The organism is Sphingomonas sp. NPDC079357, from assembly GCF_044901155.1.
In the GTDB taxonomy this organism is placed as follows: Bacteria; Pseudomonadota; Alphaproteobacteria; order Sphingomonadales; family Sphingomonadaceae; genus Sphingomonas.
The window spans coordinates 1,830,437-1,849,057 of record NZ_JBJDOM010000001.1 but is presented as its reverse complement, the minus strand read 5'-3'; the positions used below and the strand labels follow the sequence as shown (position 1 = coordinate 1,849,057).

The 18,621-nt window shown below is 68.8% G+C and carries 20 protein-coding genes; 10 read left to right on the top strand and 10 right to left on the bottom strand.

Translation table 11 applies throughout. The features are described 5' to 3' along the window. Positions 1-152: 152 nt before the first annotated feature. The 5 genes from ACI2JO_RS08685 to argH form a co-directional block, all read right to left on the bottom strand. On the bottom strand, positions 153-1,109 hold the full coding sequence (locus tag ACI2JO_RS08685; protein WP_404720243.1) for a zinc transporter ZntB: 957 nt from the start codon (positions 1,107-1,109) through the stop codon (positions 153-155). Next, positions 1,106-1,861 carry an NAD(P)-dependent oxidoreductase gene (locus ACI2JO_RS08680; protein WP_404720362.1) on the bottom strand — a complete coding sequence of 252 codons (756 nt, stop codon included), beginning with the start codon at positions 1,859-1,861 and terminating at the stop codon, positions 1,106-1,108. The genes ACI2JO_RS08685 and ACI2JO_RS08680 overlap by 4 nt, the downstream gene beginning before the upstream one ends. Positions 1,862-2,015: 154 nt before the next feature. Next, complete coding sequence (gene lysA / locus ACI2JO_RS08675; RefSeq protein ID WP_404720242.1) at positions 2,016-3,272, bottom strand: diaminopimelate decarboxylase; 1,257 nt, start codon at positions 3,270-3,272, stop codon at positions 2,016-2,018. A 19-nt stretch (positions 3,273-3,291) separates the two neighbouring features. Continuing rightward, complete coding sequence (locus ACI2JO_RS08670; protein ID WP_184037429.1) at positions 3,292-3,525, bottom strand: hypothetical protein; 234 nt, start codon at positions 3,523-3,525, stop codon at positions 3,292-3,294. Next, on the bottom strand, positions 3,522-4,880 hold the full coding sequence (argH, locus tag ACI2JO_RS08665) for an argininosuccinate lyase (protein ID WP_404720361.1): 1,359 nt from the start codon (positions 4,878-4,880) through the stop codon (positions 3,522-3,524). The genes ACI2JO_RS08670 and argH overlap by 4 nt, the downstream gene beginning before the upstream one ends. Before the next feature lie 16 nt (positions 4,881-4,896). Here argH and ACI2JO_RS08660 point away from each other — a divergent pair, with 16 nt between their 5' ends. The 7 genes from ACI2JO_RS08660 to ACI2JO_RS08630 all read left to right on the top strand — a co-directional run bounded on the left by ACI2JO_RS08660 (position 4,897) and on the right by ACI2JO_RS08630 (position 11,497). Beyond that, positions 4,897-5,472, top strand: a complete 576-nt coding sequence (locus ACI2JO_RS08660) for a TlpA family protein disulfide reductase (RefSeq protein WP_404720241.1) — start codon at positions 4,897-4,899, stop codon at positions 5,470-5,472. A gap of 112 nt (positions 5,473-5,584) precedes the next feature. Further along, positions 5,585-6,505, top strand: a complete 921-nt coding sequence (locus tag ACI2JO_RS08655) for a DMT family transporter (protein ID WP_404720240.1) — start codon at positions 5,585-5,587, stop codon at positions 6,503-6,505. Then, positions 6,502-7,170, top strand: coding sequence for a COQ9 family protein (locus ACI2JO_RS08650; protein WP_404720239.1), 669 nt, complete (start codon positions 6,502-6,504; stop codon positions 7,168-7,170). Before ACI2JO_RS08655 ends, ACI2JO_RS08650 begins: the two co-directional genes overlap by 4 nt. Before the next feature lie 60 nt (positions 7,171-7,230). Continuing rightward, entirely contained in the window at positions 7,231-7,494 is a 264-nt protein-coding gene (locus ACI2JO_RS08645) for a ferrous iron transport protein A (RefSeq protein ID WP_404720238.1), read from the top strand. Positions 7,495-7,516: 22 nt separating this feature from the next. After that, positions 7,517-9,367, top strand: a complete 1,851-nt coding sequence (locus ACI2JO_RS08640) for a ferrous iron transporter B (protein ID WP_404720360.1) — start codon at positions 7,517-7,519, stop codon at positions 9,365-9,367. Between the two features lie 9 nt (positions 9,368-9,376). Further along, the gene (ssb, locus tag ACI2JO_RS08635; protein ID WP_404720237.1) at positions 9,377-9,949 is read left to right on the top strand and encodes a single-stranded DNA-binding protein; all 573 of its coding nucleotides are present in this window, start codon (positions 9,377-9,379) and stop codon (positions 9,947-9,949) included. Then, positions 9,950-11,497 carry a PAS domain-containing protein gene (locus tag ACI2JO_RS08630; protein WP_404720236.1) on the top strand — a complete coding sequence of 516 codons (1,548 nt, stop codon included), beginning with the start codon at positions 9,950-9,952 and terminating at the stop codon, positions 11,495-11,497. It begins immediately after the preceding gene. Between the two features lie 58 nt (positions 11,498-11,555). On the opposite strand, the gene ACI2JO_RS08625 is transcribed toward ACI2JO_RS08630, so the two are convergent. The 3 genes from ACI2JO_RS08625 to ACI2JO_RS08615 are packed head-to-tail and all read right to left on the bottom strand — an operon-like array spanning position 11,556 to position 13,747. Next, complete coding sequence (locus ACI2JO_RS08625; protein ID WP_404720235.1) at positions 11,556-11,984, bottom strand: response regulator; 429 nt, start codon at positions 11,982-11,984, stop codon at positions 11,556-11,558. Between the two features lie 24 nt (positions 11,985-12,008). Further along, on the bottom strand, positions 12,009-12,620 hold the full coding sequence (gene metW / locus ACI2JO_RS08620) for a methionine biosynthesis protein MetW (protein WP_404720234.1): 612 nt from the start codon (positions 12,618-12,620) through the stop codon (positions 12,009-12,011). Then, positions 12,617-13,747 carry a homoserine O-acetyltransferase gene (locus ACI2JO_RS08615; protein WP_404720233.1) on the bottom strand — a complete coding sequence of 377 codons (1,131 nt, stop codon included), beginning with the start codon at positions 13,745-13,747 and terminating at the stop codon, positions 12,617-12,619. The genes metW and ACI2JO_RS08615 overlap by 4 nt, the downstream gene beginning before the upstream one ends. Before the next feature lie 176 nt (positions 13,748-13,923). Between ACI2JO_RS08615 and ACI2JO_RS08610 the strand changes: the two genes are divergently transcribed. The 3 genes from ACI2JO_RS08610 to ACI2JO_RS08600 are packed head-to-tail and all read left to right on the top strand — an operon-like array spanning position 13,924 to position 16,586. Continuing rightward, positions 13,924-14,478 carry a hypothetical protein gene (locus ACI2JO_RS08610; protein ID WP_404720232.1) on the top strand — a complete coding sequence of 185 codons (555 nt, stop codon included), beginning with the start codon at positions 13,924-13,926 and terminating at the stop codon, positions 14,476-14,478. Positions 14,479-14,529: 51 nt separating this feature from the next. Then, entirely contained in the window at positions 14,530-15,678 is a 1,149-nt protein-coding gene (hisC, locus tag ACI2JO_RS08605; RefSeq protein WP_404720231.1) for a histidinol-phosphate transaminase, read from the top strand. Next, positions 15,678-16,586, top strand: a complete 909-nt coding sequence (locus ACI2JO_RS08600; RefSeq protein WP_404720230.1) for a prephenate/arogenate dehydrogenase family protein — start codon at positions 15,678-15,680, stop codon at positions 16,584-16,586. The genes hisC and ACI2JO_RS08600 overlap by 1 nt, the downstream gene beginning before the upstream one ends. 116 nt (positions 16,587-16,702) lie before the next feature. Here ACI2JO_RS08600 and ACI2JO_RS08595 read toward each other — a convergent pair whose 3' ends face one another. Both ACI2JO_RS08595 and ACI2JO_RS08590 read right to left on the bottom strand, forming a co-directional pair. Beyond that, positions 16,703-17,110: a DUF1489 family protein gene (locus ACI2JO_RS08595; RefSeq protein ID WP_404720229.1), complete on the bottom strand. Its 408-nt coding sequence runs from the start codon at positions 17,108-17,110 to the stop codon at positions 16,703-16,705. A 40-nt stretch (positions 17,111-17,150) separates the two neighbouring features. Next, entirely contained in the window at positions 17,151-18,608 is a 1,458-nt protein-coding gene (locus tag ACI2JO_RS08590; RefSeq protein WP_404720228.1) for a M23 family metallopeptidase, read from the bottom strand. Between the last annotated feature and the right edge of the window lie 13 nt (positions 18,609-18,621).

The following is an 18,621-nucleotide window of genomic DNA, read 5'->3' as shown; positions in this document are numbered from 1 at the left end:
CGAACGCGGGAATCCAGACGCGCGGGTCGTCGAAAGGGCCGGAACGTCAGAGGTTCTGGGTCCCCGCCTTCGCGGGGATGACGAACGACAGCGGGCGCGGGCACCCTACTCAAGTGGTCGGATCGTTGACCTCACCGAGACGAATGAAACGTCTACCCCCGGAACCAGTGACGCTGGGCGAACCACAAGACGATTCCCCCCGCGATCACCGCGCACACGCCCGCGATCGCATCGAACGCCCACGGCTCCTCGGCATAGGGCAGCCCCTTGACGTTCATCCCGTAGAGCCCGGTCAGGAACGTCAGCGGCAGGAAGATCATCGCCACCATCGCGATCACCAGGCTGCGCTGATCGAGCTGTTCGGCGCGCAGATCGGTCAGCGCCTCGTGCATCAGCGCGGCACGCTCGCGGATCGCCTCGACTTCCTCGGCCATGCGCGCGGCGCGATCGGCGGCGGCGGCGAGATGCGCGCGATCGTCCTCCGCCAGCCAGTCGCCCTGCAGCGTCGTCAGACGCTCCAGTGCGGCGCGCTGCGGGCTCAGGAAGCGGCGGTAGTTGATTGCCTCCGACCGCATCCGCGTCACCGCGCGACGCAGCTCGAACACGCGGTGCGCGCTCAGCCGCTGCTCGCAATCGTCCACGCCGTCGCCGAGATCGGCGACCACCGGGTCGAGATCCTCGGTGATCGCAGTGGCGATCGCCGCGATCAGGTCGCCGGGGTCGCGCACCTCGCCGCGCTCCATCTCTTCCTCGACGCGGCTCAGCGTCACCAGCCGCTTGCGCGACACGGTGATGACGCGGCCTTTCGTGGCCCAGATACGGATCGAGGCGAGCACGTCCGAGGTGTCGAGCGGTTCGTCGGTGCGCCCGCGCAAATTGATGAACGCGCCGTGCCCGATCTTCTCGGCGCGCGGTCGCGTCTCGGCGGCGGTCAGCGCGTCGACGGTGAAGGTGTCGAGCCCGGCGGCGTCGCGCAGCCACGTTTGCGCTTCGGCGGCATTGGAGGCGAGGTGGATCCACAGGAACGCCGCCTCGCCCGACAGCGCCGCGGCCGGTGCGACCTTCTCGACCGTGCCGTCGTCGCGCACGCGCCATGCCACGCCGCTCATGCGCGCATCCCGAGATCGATGGTCAGTCCGACGCCGTCCGTCGGCGCTTCATCGCAGGCTTCGCGTGTGGCGTCGGCGCGGGCGCGATCGAGGATCGCGGCGGGCACGTCGGCGCGGTGCGTGACACGGTCAGCGGCGGCGAGCAGCCGCGCCTGCCGCAACGTCAGATCGTCGGGATCGCGCGAGGCGAGTTCGAGCCGCACGACCCCGTTCGTCACCTGCGCGGCGAGCACCGCCTCGGCGGCATCGCGGCCATCATAGTCGGCAAGCGGGTCGAGCGCTGCGCCGGGGGCAAGCGCCGCGCCGATCGCGCGCCGCCGCTCGCCGCCATTGGGCAGCGCGGCACGCAACGCCGCACGCGCGGCGTGCAGCGCCTCGGCGAGCCGCCCCACTGACGCAGGCAGCACCGCCTCCAGCCGCTGCCGCACCGCCGCCGCCAGCCCGGCCGAGACCCCACCGGTTCCGATCGCGACCAGCACCGGCGCACGGTCAACGATCGCGGGCAGAGTAAAGTCACACAGCTCGGGACGGTCGACGGCATTCACCAGCACGCCCCGCGCCTTGAGCCGCGCCACCGCTTCGTCGTCATCGGCGACGATCGCGAGCCGCGCGTCGGGATCATCTTCGCCGACGACGATCGCCCCGGCGCGTTCGAGCAAGCGGCGCTTCGGTTCGGCCGCCTCGCCCTCGCCGACGAGGATCACCGGGCGATTGTTCAGGCGGACGAACAGCGGGAGGCTGTGGAGGGTCATGCGATCTCTCTTCGCGCCGTCGCCGCGCCACTTGCCGTCACCCCGGCGAAGGCCGGGGTCCAGCATCGGGCGGCACCTTTGATGCGCTTCGGTTCCCCAACTGAACCCCGGCGTGCACCGGGGTGACGGGTGGCAGGTCGGGACAGCAGCAGACCTACAGCCACTCCGGCACGCGCTCCGCGGCGAGGATCGTCTCGGCGGCGATGCGGTCGGCGACCACCGCATAGCGATCGCCATCGACCAGCACCTCGGGCACCAGCGGACGGCTGTTGTAGGTCGACGCCATCGTCGCCCCATACGCGCCGGCGGTGCGCAGCACGGCGAGGTCGCCGCCCTGCACCGCGTCCATCTCGCGCGCCATCGCGAAGGTGTCGCCGGTCTCGCACACCGGGCCGGCGACGTTCGCCGTCATCCGCGCGCCGCTTGGAACCACCGCATCGACATCGTGCCATGCGTCGTACAGCGCCGGACGCGCCAGATCGTTCATCGCCGCATCGACGATCACATAGGGGTGGACGACCCCCGGCTTCACCCAGATCACGCGCGTCAGCAGCACCCCGGCGTTGCCCGAAATCACGCGGCCAGGCTCGAACATCAACTGCACGTTCCAGCCCTTGGTCACCCGCTCGACCATCGCGCCATATTCGGCAGGGGTGCGCGGATCGTCACCCGCCTTGTAGCGGACGCCGAGCCCGCCGCCGAGGTCGACACGCGCCACCACATGGCCCGCTGCGCGCAGCTCGTCGACCAGCAGCTTGACACGCCGGTACGCCGCCTCGAGCGGGACGAGGTCGAACAACTGGCTGCCGATATGGATCGCGACGCCCTGCATCGACAGGCCCGGCAGCGCCGCCAGCCGCGCATACATCGCCGGCGCCTGATCGATCGGTACGCCGAACTTGTTCTCCTTGCGGCCAGTCGAGATCTTGGCGTGGGTGCCCGCGTCGACGTCGGGGTTCACCCGCAGCACCGCACGCGCGGTGAGCCCGCGTTCGTGAGCCAGCTGCGCGAGGACCACGCCCTCTTCCTCGAGCTCAAGGTTGAACTGGCCGATCCCGGCCTCCAGCCCGCGCAGCAATTCAGCGCGCGTCTTGCCGACGCCCGAGAAGACGATCCCGCTCGCCGGGATTCCCGCCGCCAGCGCACGCGCCATCTCGCCGCCCGAGACGACATCGGCGCCATAGCCCTCGGCGGCGACGACGCGCAGCACCGCGAGATTGGGATTGGCCTTGATCGCGTAGGCGAGATGCACGTCGGGTACGCCCGATAGCGCATCGCGGAACGCGCGCGCCTGCGCGCGAAAGGCGGCGGCGGAATAGACGTAGACGGGGGTGCCCACCTCGTCGGCGATGCGCGTCAGCGGCACGCCCTCGCACCAGAGGGCACCGTCGCGGTAATGAAAATGGTCCATGGTCACTCGCAGAAAATCGTCAGCGTGGGGGAAGGTCGAACGGGTCGGGCTCCCGTTTCTGCGAGCTTTTCAACACTTCCCCGGTTCGTTGCGGTCGCGCCTGCACCGATGGAGTGAGCAGGTCGGCGACCGCCGGCTGTTGCGCCGCGCCATAGGGCGTGACCGGCATCGCCTGCCCCGGCGCGGGCTTCAACGCCTGCGTCGATCCACAGGCGGCGAGCGGGAGCGCGGCGAGCAGCAGCAGCGCCCTCATGCGCGCGCCGCCCGGATCGCGGCGCGGACGTTGTCGGGGGCGGTGCCCCCAAAACTCTTGCGGCTCGCCACCGAGGCGTCGACCGACAGCACGCCGTACACCGCGTCGGTGATCCGCGCGTCGATCGCCTGCAGATCGGCGAGCGGCACCTTGTCGAGCGTGCAGCCGAGCGCCTCGGCACGCGCCACCGCGCGGCCGGTGATGTGATGCGCCTCGCGGAACGGCACGTCGGCCTCGCGCACCAGCCAGTCGGCGAGGTCGGTGGCGGTCGCGAAGCCGCTTTCCGCCAGCGCACGCATCCGGTCGGTGCGGAACGTCGCGCTCTCGATCATCCCGGTCATCGCCGCGATCGAGATCGCCAGCAGGTCGTGGCACTCGAACACCGGCGGTTTGTCGTCCTGCATGTCCTTGGAATAAGCGAGCGGTAGCCCCTTCATCGTCACCATCAGGCTGACGAGGCAGCCGGTGATCCGCCCGCTGTGCCCGCGCACCAGCTCGGCGGCGTCGGGGTTGCGCTTCTGCGGCATGATCGAGCTGCCGGTCGACCATTGGTCGCTGAGCGACACGAAGCCGAATGGCTGCGACGCCCACAGCACGAACTCCTCGGCCAGCCGGCTAAGGTGCAGCGAGCATTGCGCGGCGGCGGTCAGATAATCGAGTGCGAAGTCGCGGTCGCTGACCGAATCGAGGCTGTTGCGCGTCGGCCCGTCGAAGCCGAGCGCCGCGGCGGTGGCGTGGCGGTCGACCGGGAAGCCGGTACCGGCCAGCGCCGCCGCACCGAGCGGACAGAGGTTGCCGCGCGCGCGATTGTCGCGGAAGCGGCTGATGTCGCGTGACACCATCTCGTGATAGGCCATCAGGTGGTGACCCAGCGTCACCGGCTGCGCGGATTGCAGGTGCGTGAAGCCGGGCATCACGCTGCCGGCATGTTCCTCGGCCCGCGCGAGCAACGCGGCGTCGAGCGCATCCAGCGCCGCCAGCACCTGATCGGTGGCATCGCGCACCCACAACCGGAAGTCGGTCGCGACCTGATCGTTGCGGCTGCGCGCGGTATGAAGCCGCCCGGCCGCCGCGCCGATCGCATCGGACAGCCGCGCCTCGGTCAGCATATGGATGTCTTCCATCGCCAGATCGTCGGGGACGCCGTCGGCGGCATAGCCGGCCGCGACCTGCTCCAGCCCGTCGCGGATCGACGCCGCATCCGCGTGCGAGACGATGCCCTGTTCGGCGAGCATCGCGACATGCGCGCGGCTGCCCGCGACATCCTGCCGCCACATCCGCTTGTCGAAGGGAATGGACGCGTTTATCTCGCGCATCACCGCGGCTGGCCCTTCGGCGAACCGCCCACCCCACATCTGGTTGGAACCGCTCATGGCATCCCGCGTCGCGATCGTCTGTCTCCTCGGCACCGCGCTGGCTATGGCCGCGTGCGATAAGCCGTCACCCCGCAACGAGCAAGCGGAGGTCGCCAGCAGCGACGAAGTCGCCGCCACCGCCGCGCCGAAGGTCGACAAGATCGACCGCAGCCACAAGGGCGAGCGCGCGCCCGACGTGGCCTTCACCCCGGCGGCGGGCGGCGCGGCGACCAGTCTGGCGGCGTTCAAGGGCAAGCCGGTGCTGGTCAACCTGTGGGCGACGTGGTGTGCGCCGTGCGTCAAGGAGATGCCGACGCTCGACGCCGCCGCCGCGACGCTGGGCGAGACGCTGCCGGTGCTCGCAATCAGCCAGGACATGGAGCCCGCAAAGGCGACCGCCTTCCTTGCCGAACGCAAGTTCGCGCATCTGCGGCCGTTCCTCGATCCCAAGCTTGGGCTGAGCACCGGCTATGGCGCGAATTTGCCGACCACGATCCTGTACGGCCCGGACGGCAAGGAAATCTGGCGCGTGACCGGCGACATGGACTGGACCGGGGCGGAGGCGAAAAAGCTGCTCGCCGAGGCGGCGTAAGAGGCGGCGACCCAATCTCCGTCATATTGAGGGGAACGAAGCAATCCAGAGCCTGATCAGGACGCCCTGGATTGCTTCGCTTCGCTCGCAATGGCGACCTTACAGGAACATCATGACCCGCCCCGTCCCCACCAGCACCGCGCCCGCGCTTGTCGCGGTGGTCGTCGCCAACGCGGCGCTCGCGTTCGGGCCGCTGTTCGTCCGCGTCGCCGATACCGGGCCGGTCGCGGCGGCGTTTTGGCGGATAGCGCTCGCGGTGCCAGTGCTCGCGGCGATCGCGCTCGCTACCCGCCAGCCCGTAGCCGCCGCGCCGTCGAGGCGCGTGTGGATGTTTGTCGCGCTGGCCGGCGTTGCCTTCGCCGCTGATCTCGGGACGTGGCACCTTGGCATCATTCATACCACGATGGCCAATGCCACGCTGCTCGGCAACTCGGCGACCTTCCTGTTCCCGCTTTGGGGCTTCATCGTCGCGCGCGCGTGGCCGACACGGATGCAGGGTGTCGCGCTGCTGCTCGCCGCTGCGGGTGCGGCGCTGTTGATGGGGCGATCGTACCAGCTTGATCCGCGGCATCTGGCCGGCGACCTGCTGTGCATCGTCGCCGGAGTGCTCTACGCGCTCTACTTCATCCTGATGTCAGACGTCCGCCGCGCGCTGGCGCCGTGGCCGGCGCTTGCGCTGTCGTCGCTCGCCTCGTTGCTGCCGCTGCTCGGCTTTGCTTGGATCCTCGGTGAGAAGATCGCGCCACAACACTGGACCCCGCTGCTCGCGCTGGCATTGGTTTGCCAGCTGCTTGGGCAGGGCTGCATGATCTATGCGCTCGGCCGGCTCTCGCCCCTGGTGATCGGGCTGGCGCTGCTGATCCAGCCGGCGGTGGCGGCGACGATCGGCTGGGCGCATTTCGGCGAGGCGCTCAGCGCCCCCGATTTTGTGGGGATCGCGATGATCGCTGCGGCATTGGTGCTGGTGCGCGACACGCGCCGCGCTGCTAAAGAGCCGCCATCCGCCAATCCGGTGCCGGAGGAAATGCGATGACCGAGAACCTGACGCCGGAAGACCTGACGCTCGACGAGGTGCGCGCACGGCTTGCCCCCGCGATCGCCGCCAATGCGGCGTTCGACGGCTGGGGCGACACGGCGCGCGATCTCGCCGCCGAGCAGGAGGGCATCGACCCCGATGTCGCGCGACTCGCCTTCACCGACGGACCGGTGGTGATGATCGACGCGTGGTTCGCGCATGTCGATGCGGCGATGGCCGCGGCGCTGCCTCCCGCGACGCTCGCGACAATGAAAGTCCGGCAGCGGATCACGGCATTGGTCGAGGCGCGGCTGGCAATGCTCGCCCCCGAACGTGAGGCGCTGCGTCGCGCGCGCGCCATTCTCGCGCTGCCCACCAATGTCGTCGCCGCCGCGCGACTCGGCTGGCGCAGCGTCGATACGATGTGGCGGCTCGCCGGTGATACTGCGACCGATTATAATCATTACACGAAGCGTGCGATGCTGCTGGCGGTCTACACCGCGACCACGACCGTCTTCCTGGATGACGACAGCGAGGAGCAGGCGGACACCCGCGCCTTCCTGGCACGGCGGATCGACGGGATCATGCACTTTGAAAAGGCCAAGGCGCGATTCACTCGTCGGACCCAGCATCGCCCCAGCCTCAGCCGCTTCGTCGGCCGGCTCCGCTATCCGGTGGTGTGACGCGCCAGACCCGGCTACTCGCTAATTGATAATCAATCTCACTGCGCTTATAGAAGCCGGGTGACCACGCCCATCAGCCTCGAAACGCTCCCGCGGCATCAGGCCGCCATCGTCGACGACATCGACTGGTCGCGACTCGCCACGCCCGAGGCGCGACGGTTGCGCGAACTCGGATTCGACGCGGGTGTGCCGGTACAGGTGCTCCACCGCGCGCAGCTCGGCGGCGGGCCGGTCGCGTGCCGGATCGGGCGGATGACGGTAGCGCTGCGCCGCGCGGTCGCCGGTGCGATCCGCGTCTCGGTCGAACCGCTCCCCGCCGAGTGACGCGCCTCCGGCGCCACGCGTGATGGAAATGCCCCCGCTGGTCGCGATGGTCGGCAACCCCAATGCCGGCAAGAGCGCGCTGTTCAACGCGCTGACCGGCGCGCGGCAGAAGGTCGGTAATTATCCCGGCGTCACCGTCGAGCGTCATTCGGGCCGCCTCGCGCTCGATGACGGGCGCCCGGTCGAGCTGGTCGACCTGCCCGGCGCCTACAGCCTCGAACCCTCTTCCCCCGACGAGCGCGTGACGCGCGACGTGCTGCTCGGCGCGCAGAGCGGCGAGCGGCGCCCCGACGCGCTGGTCGTGGTGCTCGACGCCGCCAATCTCGACAATCATCTCCGCTTCGCGATGCAATTGATCGCGCTCGGGCTGCCGGTGGTGATCGCGCTCAACATGATCGACCTTGCCGAGCGTGACGGGCTGGTGCTCGATCCGGCAGTGCTGGAGCGCGAGCTGGGCGTGCCGGTCGTCCCGACCGTCGCGGTGCGACGGCGCGGGATCGACACGTTGCGCGCCACGCTGACCGGGCTTGTCGGCGTTGCCGCCACACCGGTGGCGTCGCTCGCACCGGTCGAAGACATACGGACGCTGCAACGGCGCGCGCGAGCGTTGTCACAGGCCGCGACGATCAGCGAGACGCCGACGCGCCGCTGGCACCACGCGCTCGACAGCGTCGCGCTGCACCCGGTGTTCGGCCCGATCCTGCTGATCGCCCTGCTGTTCGTGATGTTCCAGGCGGTGTTCAGCTGGTCGGAAGCGCCGGTCAGCTGGATCGAGGACGGGTTCACCGCGCTGGAGGCGGCGATCAAGGGCGCGCTGCCCGCCGGCTTCCTGCGCTCGCTGCTGACCGACGGCGTCATCGCCGGGGTCGGTGCGGTGGTCGTCTTCCTACCGCTGATCCTGATCCTGTTCCTGTTCATCCTCGTGTTGGAGGCATCGGGCTATATGGTCCGCGCCGCGTTCCTGCTGGACCGGTTGATGGCCGGCGTCGGGCTGTCGGGGCGGGCGTTTATCCCGCTCCTGTCCAGCTTCGCCTGCGCGGTGCCCGGGATCATGGCGACCCGGACGATCGACGACGAGAAGGACCGGCTGACCACGATCCTGATCGCGCCGCTGATGACCTGTTCGGCGCGGCTGCCGGTCTATACGATCATCATCGGCGCGTTCATCCCGGCGCGGCAGGTGCTACCGTTCGTCGGCCTGCAGGGGCTGGTGCTGCTCGGCCTCTATCTGATGGGGATCGTCGGCGCGTTCGTCGCCGCGCTGCTGCTGCGCCGCACCGTCACCAAGGGCGAAAGCTCGGGCTTCATGATGGAGATGCCCAAATACCAGATGCCGCGCCTCCACGATGTCGCGATCGGGTTGTGGAGCCGCGCGACGATCTTCCTGAAGCGTGCGGGCACGACGATCGCGCTCACCACCGTCGTGCTCTGGGCGCTGCTCAGCTTCCCGCAGGCGCCGGCCGGGCAACGCCAAGTCGAATATTCGATCGCGGGGCGGATCGCGAGCGGGCTGGAAGTGATCGTCCGCCCGATCGGCTTCAACCATGATATCGCGCTGGCGCTGATCCCGACGATGGCGGCGCGCGAGATCGCGGTTGCGGCGATCGGCACCGCCTATGCGATCGACGACACCGAGGACGCTTCGGGCGCGAAGAGCCTCGTCGATCATCTGCGCGGGCGCTGGTCGCTACCGACCGCGCTCGCCTTCCTGATGTGGTTCGTCTTTGCGCCGCAATGCATCAGCACGATCGCGGTAACGCGTCGCGAAACGAACGGCTGGAAGTGGCCGATCTTCATGCTCGGCTACCTTTTCGCGACCGCCTATGTCATGGCGGGGATCACATTCTGGCTGGCCACGTTGGCCGGTCTCTAAGAGGATCCCATGGCAGGCAGCGTCAACAAGGTCATTCTCGTCGGCAATCTCGGGCGCGATCCCGAGTCGCGCTCGTTTCAGAACGGCGGCAAGGTGGTGAACCTGCGCATCGCGACGTCGGAGTCGTGGAAGGATCGCAACACCGGCGAGAAGAAGGAAAAGACCGAATGGCATTCGGTCGCGATCTTCAACGAAGGACTGGCGAACGTCGCCGAGCGCTTCCTGCGCAAGGGCAGCAAGGTCTATATCGAGGGCCAGCTCCAGACGCGTAAGTGGCAGGACCAACAGGGCAACGACAAGTACAGCACCGAAATCGTGCTGCAGGGCTTCAACTCGGTCCTGACGATGCTCGACGGGCCCGGCGGTAATGCGGGCGGTGGCGGCGGGGGTCGTGACGACTTTGGCGGCGGCGGCGATGATTTCGGCGGTGGTGGCGGCTATGGCGGCGGATCCCGCGGCGGCGCCAGCAGTGCCTCGCGCGGTGGCGGCAGCAGCAGTGGTGCAGGCGGTGGATCGCGTAGCGGCGGCGGCAATTATGGCGGTGGCTTCGCCGACGACCTCGACGACGATGTGCCGTTCTAAGTGACCGAGCAACCTGCCGGCCGTCTGGAAATCTGCCCCGAGGCGCTGGATGAGGCGAAGCGGTCGCAGGTGCTTGCCACCTACGATGTCGAATCGCTGCGCGGCACCGCGGCCTTGAAGCAGATCACGGACTTCGCCGCGCATCTGTGCGGCGTGCCGGTCGGGATTGTCAGCATCCTCGACACCGATCATCAAACCTTTCTGGCGCGTACCGGCTATCCGGACGGGCCGGAGCCGCCGCGCCAATACTCGTTCTGTGGCCACGCGATGTGGGGCGGCGGGCTGATGGTTGTCCCCGATGCCACCGCCGATCCGCATTTCGCCACCAACCCTCTGGTGACTGGCGAGATGAACCTGCGTTTCTACGCCGGTGCACCGCTAATCTCTGACGATGGCTTCCCAATGGGCTCGCTGTGCGTGCTCGATACCGTGCCGCATCCTGAGGGTCTGACCGCGCTGCAACGCGAGGGGCTGACGGTGCTGGCAGCCAACGTCCTCGCCCGGCTACGCGATTCACGGGAGGGCGTGGCCCGCCGTGCCTCGGTTCGCCGCGCCCGCACCGAAGCCGCGGATAGCGAAACGCGCTTCCGCGTTCTGGCCGATACCATGCCGCAGATGGTCTGGTCGACGTTGCCCGACGGATATCACGATTATTACAACGCCCGCTGGTACGCCTTCACCGGCATGCCCGAGGGATCGACCGACGGCGAGGCATGGAACGGCATGTTCCACGCCGACGATCAGGCGCTCGCCTGGACGGCGTGGCGGCGCTCGCTGGAGACCGGCGACCCGTATGAGATCGAATATCGCCTCCGCCATCACGACGGGACCTATCGCTGGGTGCTGGGTCGTGCGCTGCCCATCCGCGACGCGGCGGGCGCGATCACGCGTTGGTTCGGCACCTGCACCGACATCCACGAACAGAAGATGGCGCTGGAGCAGCGCGAGATCGTCAGCCAGGAGCTGAGCCACCGTATCAAGAACATCTTCTCGGTGGTGGCCGGGCTTGTGCATCTGACCGGGCGCACCCACCCCGATCTGTCGGGGCTGCTCGGCGAACTGCGCCAGCGGATCACGGCGCTTGGCCGGGCGCACGATTTTGTCCGACCGCACAGCGAGCAGTCGCGTCCGGTGCTGCGCCAGGACAGCCTCCACGGGCTACTCGACGAATTGTTCTCCCCTTATCAAAGGCAGAGTGGAGAGCGCATCCGGGTCACGGGTCATGACGTCGCCGTCGATGACCGCGCCGCCACACCGCTGGCGCTGATCTTCCACGAGCTGGCGACCAACGCGAGCAAATATGGCGCGCTGTCATCGGAGCACGGCAAGGTGACGCTGACGATCGGCCTCGATGCCGACGACGTGGTGCTGCATTGGTGCGAGCGTGGCGGTCCGCCGCTGTCGGGCGGTCCGGCGCAAAACGGCTTTGGATCGCAATTGATCGAGATGAGCGCCGCGCGCCAGCTTGGCGGAACCGTCAGCCGCGAGTGGCCGGTCGCCGGACTGGAAGTTACGGCGCGCGTGCCGAAGATCGCGTTCAGCCGATAGGCACCGACGCCGGTTCAGCGGTGTTGCGACGTCCATGCCCACGCCGCGATGAACGCGATTAACCGGCCTGTGCGGCTCCAGTCCCGCCAGCCGACGACGCCGTCCAGCGCACGAAGTCGGGGCACCCGCCCCCGTCGATTTCCGACTGCGCCGCGATCCGCGCCGCCGCCAGGATCGCCTCCTCGTTGAACGGCTTGCGCACATAGCCGAGCGCCGCGTCGCGGTTGGGGATCTGACCGGGGTTGGCAGTCACGAACACCACCTTTATCCCGTAATCTCGCGCGATCCGCTCGGCGATGTCCGGGCCGGTGGGGCCGTCACGCAGGTTGACGTCGACGAACGCAAACCCGCACCCGGGCGCCGCGTCGAATGCGGACGGCGCGTCGGCGGCGATGGCCGCGACGCGGTAGCCGGCATCTTCCAATATACGTTCAAGGTCGAGCGCGACGAAAATCTCGTCCTCGACGATCAGCGCTGTCGCAGTCATGTCGGGATCCTCGTCACGAGCACCTTAACCGCGATCAACTTTGCTTTGTTCCCGCCGCAGCAGGAAGATCGCATGTTCGGCAAGGAAGTTTGCCGCCGCGCTGCCGGTCTGCTTGTCGCCGGAGAGGAACCACGCCCCCTCGACGATCACGCTGCGCTCGGCGAGATGCGCGCGAAAATCGTCGATCGTCAGGTGGTGGATATTGGGCGTGTCGTACCATCGTTCGGGCAGCAGCCGCGTCACCGGCATCCGCCCGCCCCACAATAGCGACAGCCGCACGCGCCAATGCGCGAAGTTGGGGAAGCTGACGAAGGCGAACCGACCGATCCGCAGCAATTCGTCGAGCACCCGGTCGGGCGCGCGCGCGGTCTGCAACGTCTGGCTGAGGATCGCGTAATCGAAACTCTGGTCGGGATAGCCGGCGAGATCGGTGTCGGCGTCGCCCTGAATGACCGATAGCCCGCGCCCGACCGCCGCGGCGACATTGCCGGAGTCGAGTTCGAGCCCACGCACATCCGCGCCGCGTTCGTCGCGCAGCGCCGCCATCAACTCGCCATCGCCGCACCCGATGTCCAGCGCCCGCGCGCCGGTGGGCAAATGCGCGGCGATGATCGCCAGATCGGGACGCAGACTCATCGTCCGGCGCTCAGGAAACCGTGCATGACACGGTCCAGCTCGGGGGAGTCGAGCAGGAAAGCGTCATGTCCGAAGGGGCTGGACAGTTCGACGAAGCTCGCCGGTGCGCCCGCCGCCATCAGCGCGTGGACGATGCTGCGCGACTCGGCGGTGGGATACAGCCAGTCGGTGTCGAAGCTGACGAGGCAGAAACGCGTCGCGGTGTTGCGGAAGGCATTGGCGAGCAGCCCGCCATGCTCCTCCGCCAGATCAAAATAATCAAGCGCGCGGGTAATGTAGAGATAGCTGTTGGCATCGAACCGGTCGGTGAACGCCAGCCCCTGATGCCGCAGATAGCTTTCGACCTGAAAATCGGCGTCGAACCCAAACGACTTCTGCGCGCGCGCCTGCAAGCGCCGCCCGAACTTCTCGGTCAGCCCCGCCTCGGACAGATAGGTGATGTGCGCCGCCATTCGCGCCACCGCCAGCCCGGCCGCGGGCGGGTCGCCGTCGTAATAGTCGCCGCCGCGCCAGTTCGGATCGGCCATCACCGCCTGCCGGCCGACCTCGTGAAAGGCGATGTTCTGCGCCGAGTGCCGCGCGGTCGAGGCGATCACCACGCATTTCTCGACGCGTTCGGGGAAAGTCGCTGCCCAGCTCAGCGCCTGCATCCCCCCCATCGACCCGCCGACCACCGCCGCCAGCCGCGCGACGCCGAGATGATCGAGCAGCAACGCCTGCGCACGCACCATGTCGCGGATCGTGATGACCGGAAACGCCATTGCATAGGGTCGCCCCGTGGACGGATCGACGCTCGCCGGCCCGGTCGAGCCCATGCACGATCCCAGCACGTTGGTGCAGATCACGAAATAACGGTCAGTATCAATCGGCTTGCCCGGCCCGACCATCCGCTGCCACCAGCCCGGCTTGCCGGTGCGCGGATGCGCGCTGGCCAGATGCTGGTCGCCGGTCAGCGCGTGGCAGACCAGCATCGCATTGCCGCCGTCCGCCGCCAGCGTGCCATAGGTCTCATAGGCAATCTCGACCGGCGCGAGCAGCGCGCCGCCATCGAGCCGCAGCGGCCCGGGCAGCACGACACGCCGCGACAGGCCGAACCGCTGATCGAGCGAGGAAGGCATGGTGAGCATCGAGCCGCCGCCTTTACGCGCCATGCGGGGGTAGTGTCGAGATCGACGACGGTTGCCCTCACCCGATCGCACCGCGCGGCCATTCGCACTGACCCAAATTACCCACTTCGCCGCCCTGCGTTGACCGTTCGGTAACTTCGCCCGCCTAGCTCGCCCTCCGAGGCAAGGAGGCGCACATGGGATTACTGGATTCACTTGCCGGCTTCATCGACAATGAAGGGCTGGCGGAAGCTTTTGCGATAAAGCCTGACGATCCCGTCAAGACGCGCCGGCCGCTGCTCGACGGGCTCGCCCGCACGCGTGAGCAATTCGCGGAGCGCTCCCTGGGCGCAACCAAGGGCAGCGGCCGTTGGTGGCAGGTGCAGAACGGCATCGTCGCCTTCACCGTCAAACTGGGCGGCATGACGCTGCCGCTCAACGGCGCGCCGACCAACCATATTCCGGAAGCGATGTTTGCGGCCTTCCTCGACAAGCTCGAGCAGGTCGTGAACGACGGCGCGCTGGACGAGGCGATAAAGGTCAATCAGAACGAACGCGCGCGGCAGCAGGCGGCCAGCGGCGGCTCGCGCCGCCTGCCCCGCGGCGAACGCCACCCCAGCAACGACCGCGAGGATTGGGACAGCCTCACCTGGGCACAACGCCAGAAGGTCAACGCGCTGTATCGCGACGGGAGGAATCCCGATGGCACCTCGATCGCCGAACTCGGCTACAAGCCCGACGCGCCGCTCTAGGCGCACCCGCCCCCTTCCCCCCACGCCGCTCGCGCGCTACCCGCATCGGCCATGACGAACGCGCCCGCTCCCAAGCCCTGGATCATGGACATCGCCCCGTACATTCCGGGGCGTTCGACCACCGACGACGGGCGCACCGTCGCCAAATTGTCGTCGAACGAGAACCCGCTCGGCACCTCGCCCGCCGCGCGTGCCGCCTATGCCTCGGCGGCCGACACGCTGGAGCGCTATCCCGACGCCAGCGGCGCAATCGTGCGCGAGGCGATTGCGGCGCGCTTCGGGCTCGACGCCGCGCGGATCATCTACGGCAATGGGTCGGACGAGATCCTGCACCTCGCCGCAGGCGCCTTCGCCGGGCCGGGCGACGAGGTGATCTTCGTGCGGTACGGCTTTGCGGTCTACGAGATCGCGACGCGACGCGTCGGTGCGATCCCGGTGATCGCCCCCGATCGTGACTATGCGACCGACGTGGACGCTATTCTCGCCTGCGTCACCGCGCGGACGCGCGTGGTCTATGTCGCAAATCCCAACAACCCGACCGGCACCTTCGCGCCCGCCGCCGAGATCGCGCGGCTGCACGCCCATCTGCCCGGCACCGTCCTGCTGGTGCTCGATCAGGCCTATGCCGAATATCTCGCCGACGCGGACGATGATGGCGGATTGGAACTGGCGAAGACCGCGCGCAACGTGCTGGTGACGCGCACCTTCTCGAAGATCCACGGCCTTGCCGCCGAGCGGATCGGCTGGGGCTATGCGCACGCCGACATCGTACAGGCGCTGCACCGCATCCGCCTGCCGTTCAACATCACGATCGGCGGACAGCGCGCCGCGGTCGCCGCGGTCGAGGACCGCGCGTTCGTCGAGCACACCCGCGCGCACAACGCCGAATGGCGTGCGTGGTTTGCCGCGGAAATCGCCAGGCTCGGCAACGCCGGGCTGCGCGCGATCCCCAGCGAGGCGAACTTCGTGCTGGTGGTGTTCGAGGGCGAACTGACCGCCGAAACCGCCTACAAGGGGCTGATGGACGCGGGCTATATCGTTCGCTGGCTCCCGGGGCAGGGGCTCGCGCAGGGCTTGCGGATCACGATCGGCACCGAGGCGGAGACGCGCGGTGTCGCCGCGGCGCTGCGCGATCTGGTCGAGCGTGGCGCCGCCCCCGCGCACGCCAATGCCCCCGACAAGGGCATCGAGCGCGGCTGATGCTGCCGTTTGCGCGCGTCTCGATCATCGGCCTCGGGCTGATCGGCTCCTCGATCGCGCGGGCGGTGCGACAATATATGCCGACCGTGCGGCTGACCGGTCATGACGCCGATGCGGACGTCCGTGAGGTCGCGCGCCGCATCGATCTGCTGGACGATGTCGCCGATCATGCGGGCGCGGCGGTCACCGACGCCGATCTGGTGATCCTTTGCGTGCCGGTCGGCGCGATGGGTGCGGTCGCCGCCGAGATCGCCGCCGATCTGCCCGCGGACGCGGTCGTCAGCGATGTGGGCAGCTGCAAGGCGTCTGTCGCGCAGGCGCTGTCGGCGGTGCTGCCGCCGGCGCGCGTCGTCCCGGCACACCCGGTCGCGGGCACCGAGCAGAGCGGGCCTGAGGCGGGCTTCGCGACGTTGTTTCGCCGCCGCTGGTGCATCGTCACGCCGCTGCCCGATAGCGACGAGGCGGCGACGATCCGCGTCGAGGATTTCTGGCGGCGGCTCGGCGCGGATGTCGAGCGAATGGCGCCTGATCACCACGATCTGGTGCTCGCCGTCACCAGCCACCTACCGCATTTGATCGCCTATACGATCGTCGGCACCGCCGACGATCTGCAACAGGTGACGCAGTCGGAGGTTATCAAATTCTCGGCGGGCGGCTTCCGCGACTTTACACGCATTGCGGCGTCGGACCCGGTGATGTGGCGGGACGTGTTCCTGTCGAACAAGGAAGCGGTGCTGGAAATGCTGCAACGCTTCAGCGAGGATCTCAGCCAGCTGCAGCGCGCGATCCGCTGGGGCGACGGTGACGCGCTCCACGACCGCTTCGCGCGCACCCGCGCGATCCGGCGCTCGATCGTCGATCAGGGACAGGACGACGCCGCAGCCGATTTCGGGCGCAGGCACGACTGACCCCGCGCCCGCCCGTCATCCCCGCGAAGGCGGGGATCCAGACGCGCAGGTTCATCTAAAGAAGCGCACCGTCCGAGGTTCTGGCTTCCCGCCTGCGCGGGAATGACGGAAGGGGATCAGATCAATCCCAGCTCGTTGAGCTTGCCGACCAGCACCGGCGGCATTGCCGCCAACCCATCCGCGACGTCGCCGCCCAGGTCGACCGGCGCATCGCCCGCCTCCAGATAGCGCCACCCCTGATGCGCACGGCGCGGCTGCGCGAGCACCAGCCGCAGGTCGGGGTCAATATGGATCGCCACCCGCCCGCCCTCGGCCTCGCCGAACGACAGGATCGGCGAGCGCGCAACCAACTGGTGCTTGATGATCCAGAACAACGACCCCTGCCCCGCGACCTCCTCATGCCGCTTGGGCAGATAGCGCGTGGTCAGGAACACCGGCCCGGCGGCGGCACGCGCCTGCAACCGTTCGGCAAGCAAATCGACGCTCGCCGCGCCGAACGCGACTTTGGTGAGATGAAGCGGCATGGAAACAGCGATGTGGGTCGGCGCGTGGCCGCCCGCAAGATCAGCGCAGCGGCGCGTCGAGCAACCGCGCCATCTTCGCCTTCATCGCGCGGACCGTCGCGGCGGGCAGCGCCTGCAGACTGCTCATCGAGATGCTGCGCGGGTTCACCGGGCGCCCGTTCTGCCACACCTCCCAATGGAGATGCGGCCCGGTCGAGATGCCGGTCGACCCGACATAGCCGATTACCTGCCCGCGCGCGACGCGCATCCCGGCGCGCACCGCGAAGCGGCTCATGTGGCCGTAACCGCTCGTCAGCCCGCCGGCATGGGCGAGCTTGACGAAATTGCCGTAGCCGCCCGCTCGCCCGGCCGACTGCACCACGCCGTCCATTGCGGCATAGATCGGGCTGCCGTACGGCGCGCCGATATCGGTGCCCTTATGCATCCGCATGAAGCCGAGCAGCGGGTGCATCCGCATCCCGAAGGTCGAGGTGACGCGCCCGGCGACCGGCATCCCCATTGTCCCGCGCCGCTCGACCTGTCCGCCCGGGTCCATCAGCGTGCCGCCGTCGCCATCACGGTCGCCCCAGCGTACCAGCGTCACCTTCTGCCGCCCCTGGTCGAGCCCGGCAAATTGCAGTTGCCCAACCTCAACCTCACCGGTCGCGGCACGCTGCTGGTCGGCGACGATGTCGAACGTGTCGCTTGGGTCGATCCGCTCGATCGGCATATGCGCGCCGAGCGCCTTGAGATAGTTCTCGACGACCCGCGCTGGCACCCCCGCCGCGCGCGCCGAGCGGTACAGGCTCGCCCCGACGATCCCGCGCACGTGGAGCGGGGTGCGATCGATCGCAATCGGGCGGCGCAGCACCGTCAGCCCGTCGCCTGCGCGCAGCACCGTCATGTTGAGGTCGAACGCCGCGCGGAAATCCAGCTTCTCAAGCGGGCGCGGCTGGAACTTGGTCGGCCGCCGCCCGAGTGTCAGCGACAGCAACGTCCCCGGCCGCAGCGACGCGGCCCCGACCAGCGAGGCGACCCGCGCCGCCTCGCCGCCGCCGACCCCGGCGCGCTGCAAGGTACCCGCCAGCGTATCCCCGTCGCCCAGCGCGGCGGTCAGCTCGATCTGCGGACGCTCGGGCGTTTCGCTCAGCGGCCGCACCAGCGCCCCCGCCGCCATCCGCCGTCCAGTCGTCGCCCCCAGCGCGAGCGGTGCGAACGACTGCGTTCGCGCTTCCTCGAACGCCGCCTCGCCCATCACCGGCGCGCTCGCCCCGATCAGCGGCCGGATGCCCGGTGACAGGAACCAAGCGCCTGCGCACAAAGCGGTGCAGGTCGCGAGGCCGCGCCACCACGTCCGGCTGCCGATGTCACGGCCGAGATCGGGCACCCAATCGGCCTCGCGGGCCGCGGCGCGCGCGCGATGCAGCCACGCGCGATCGTCGGCGGGCAGGACGACCCGGCCGGATGCTCCCGCGCCCGCTCCCGCCCATTCCAGTCCCTGTTGCTCGCGCAAGAACACGCCGGCTTCTGCC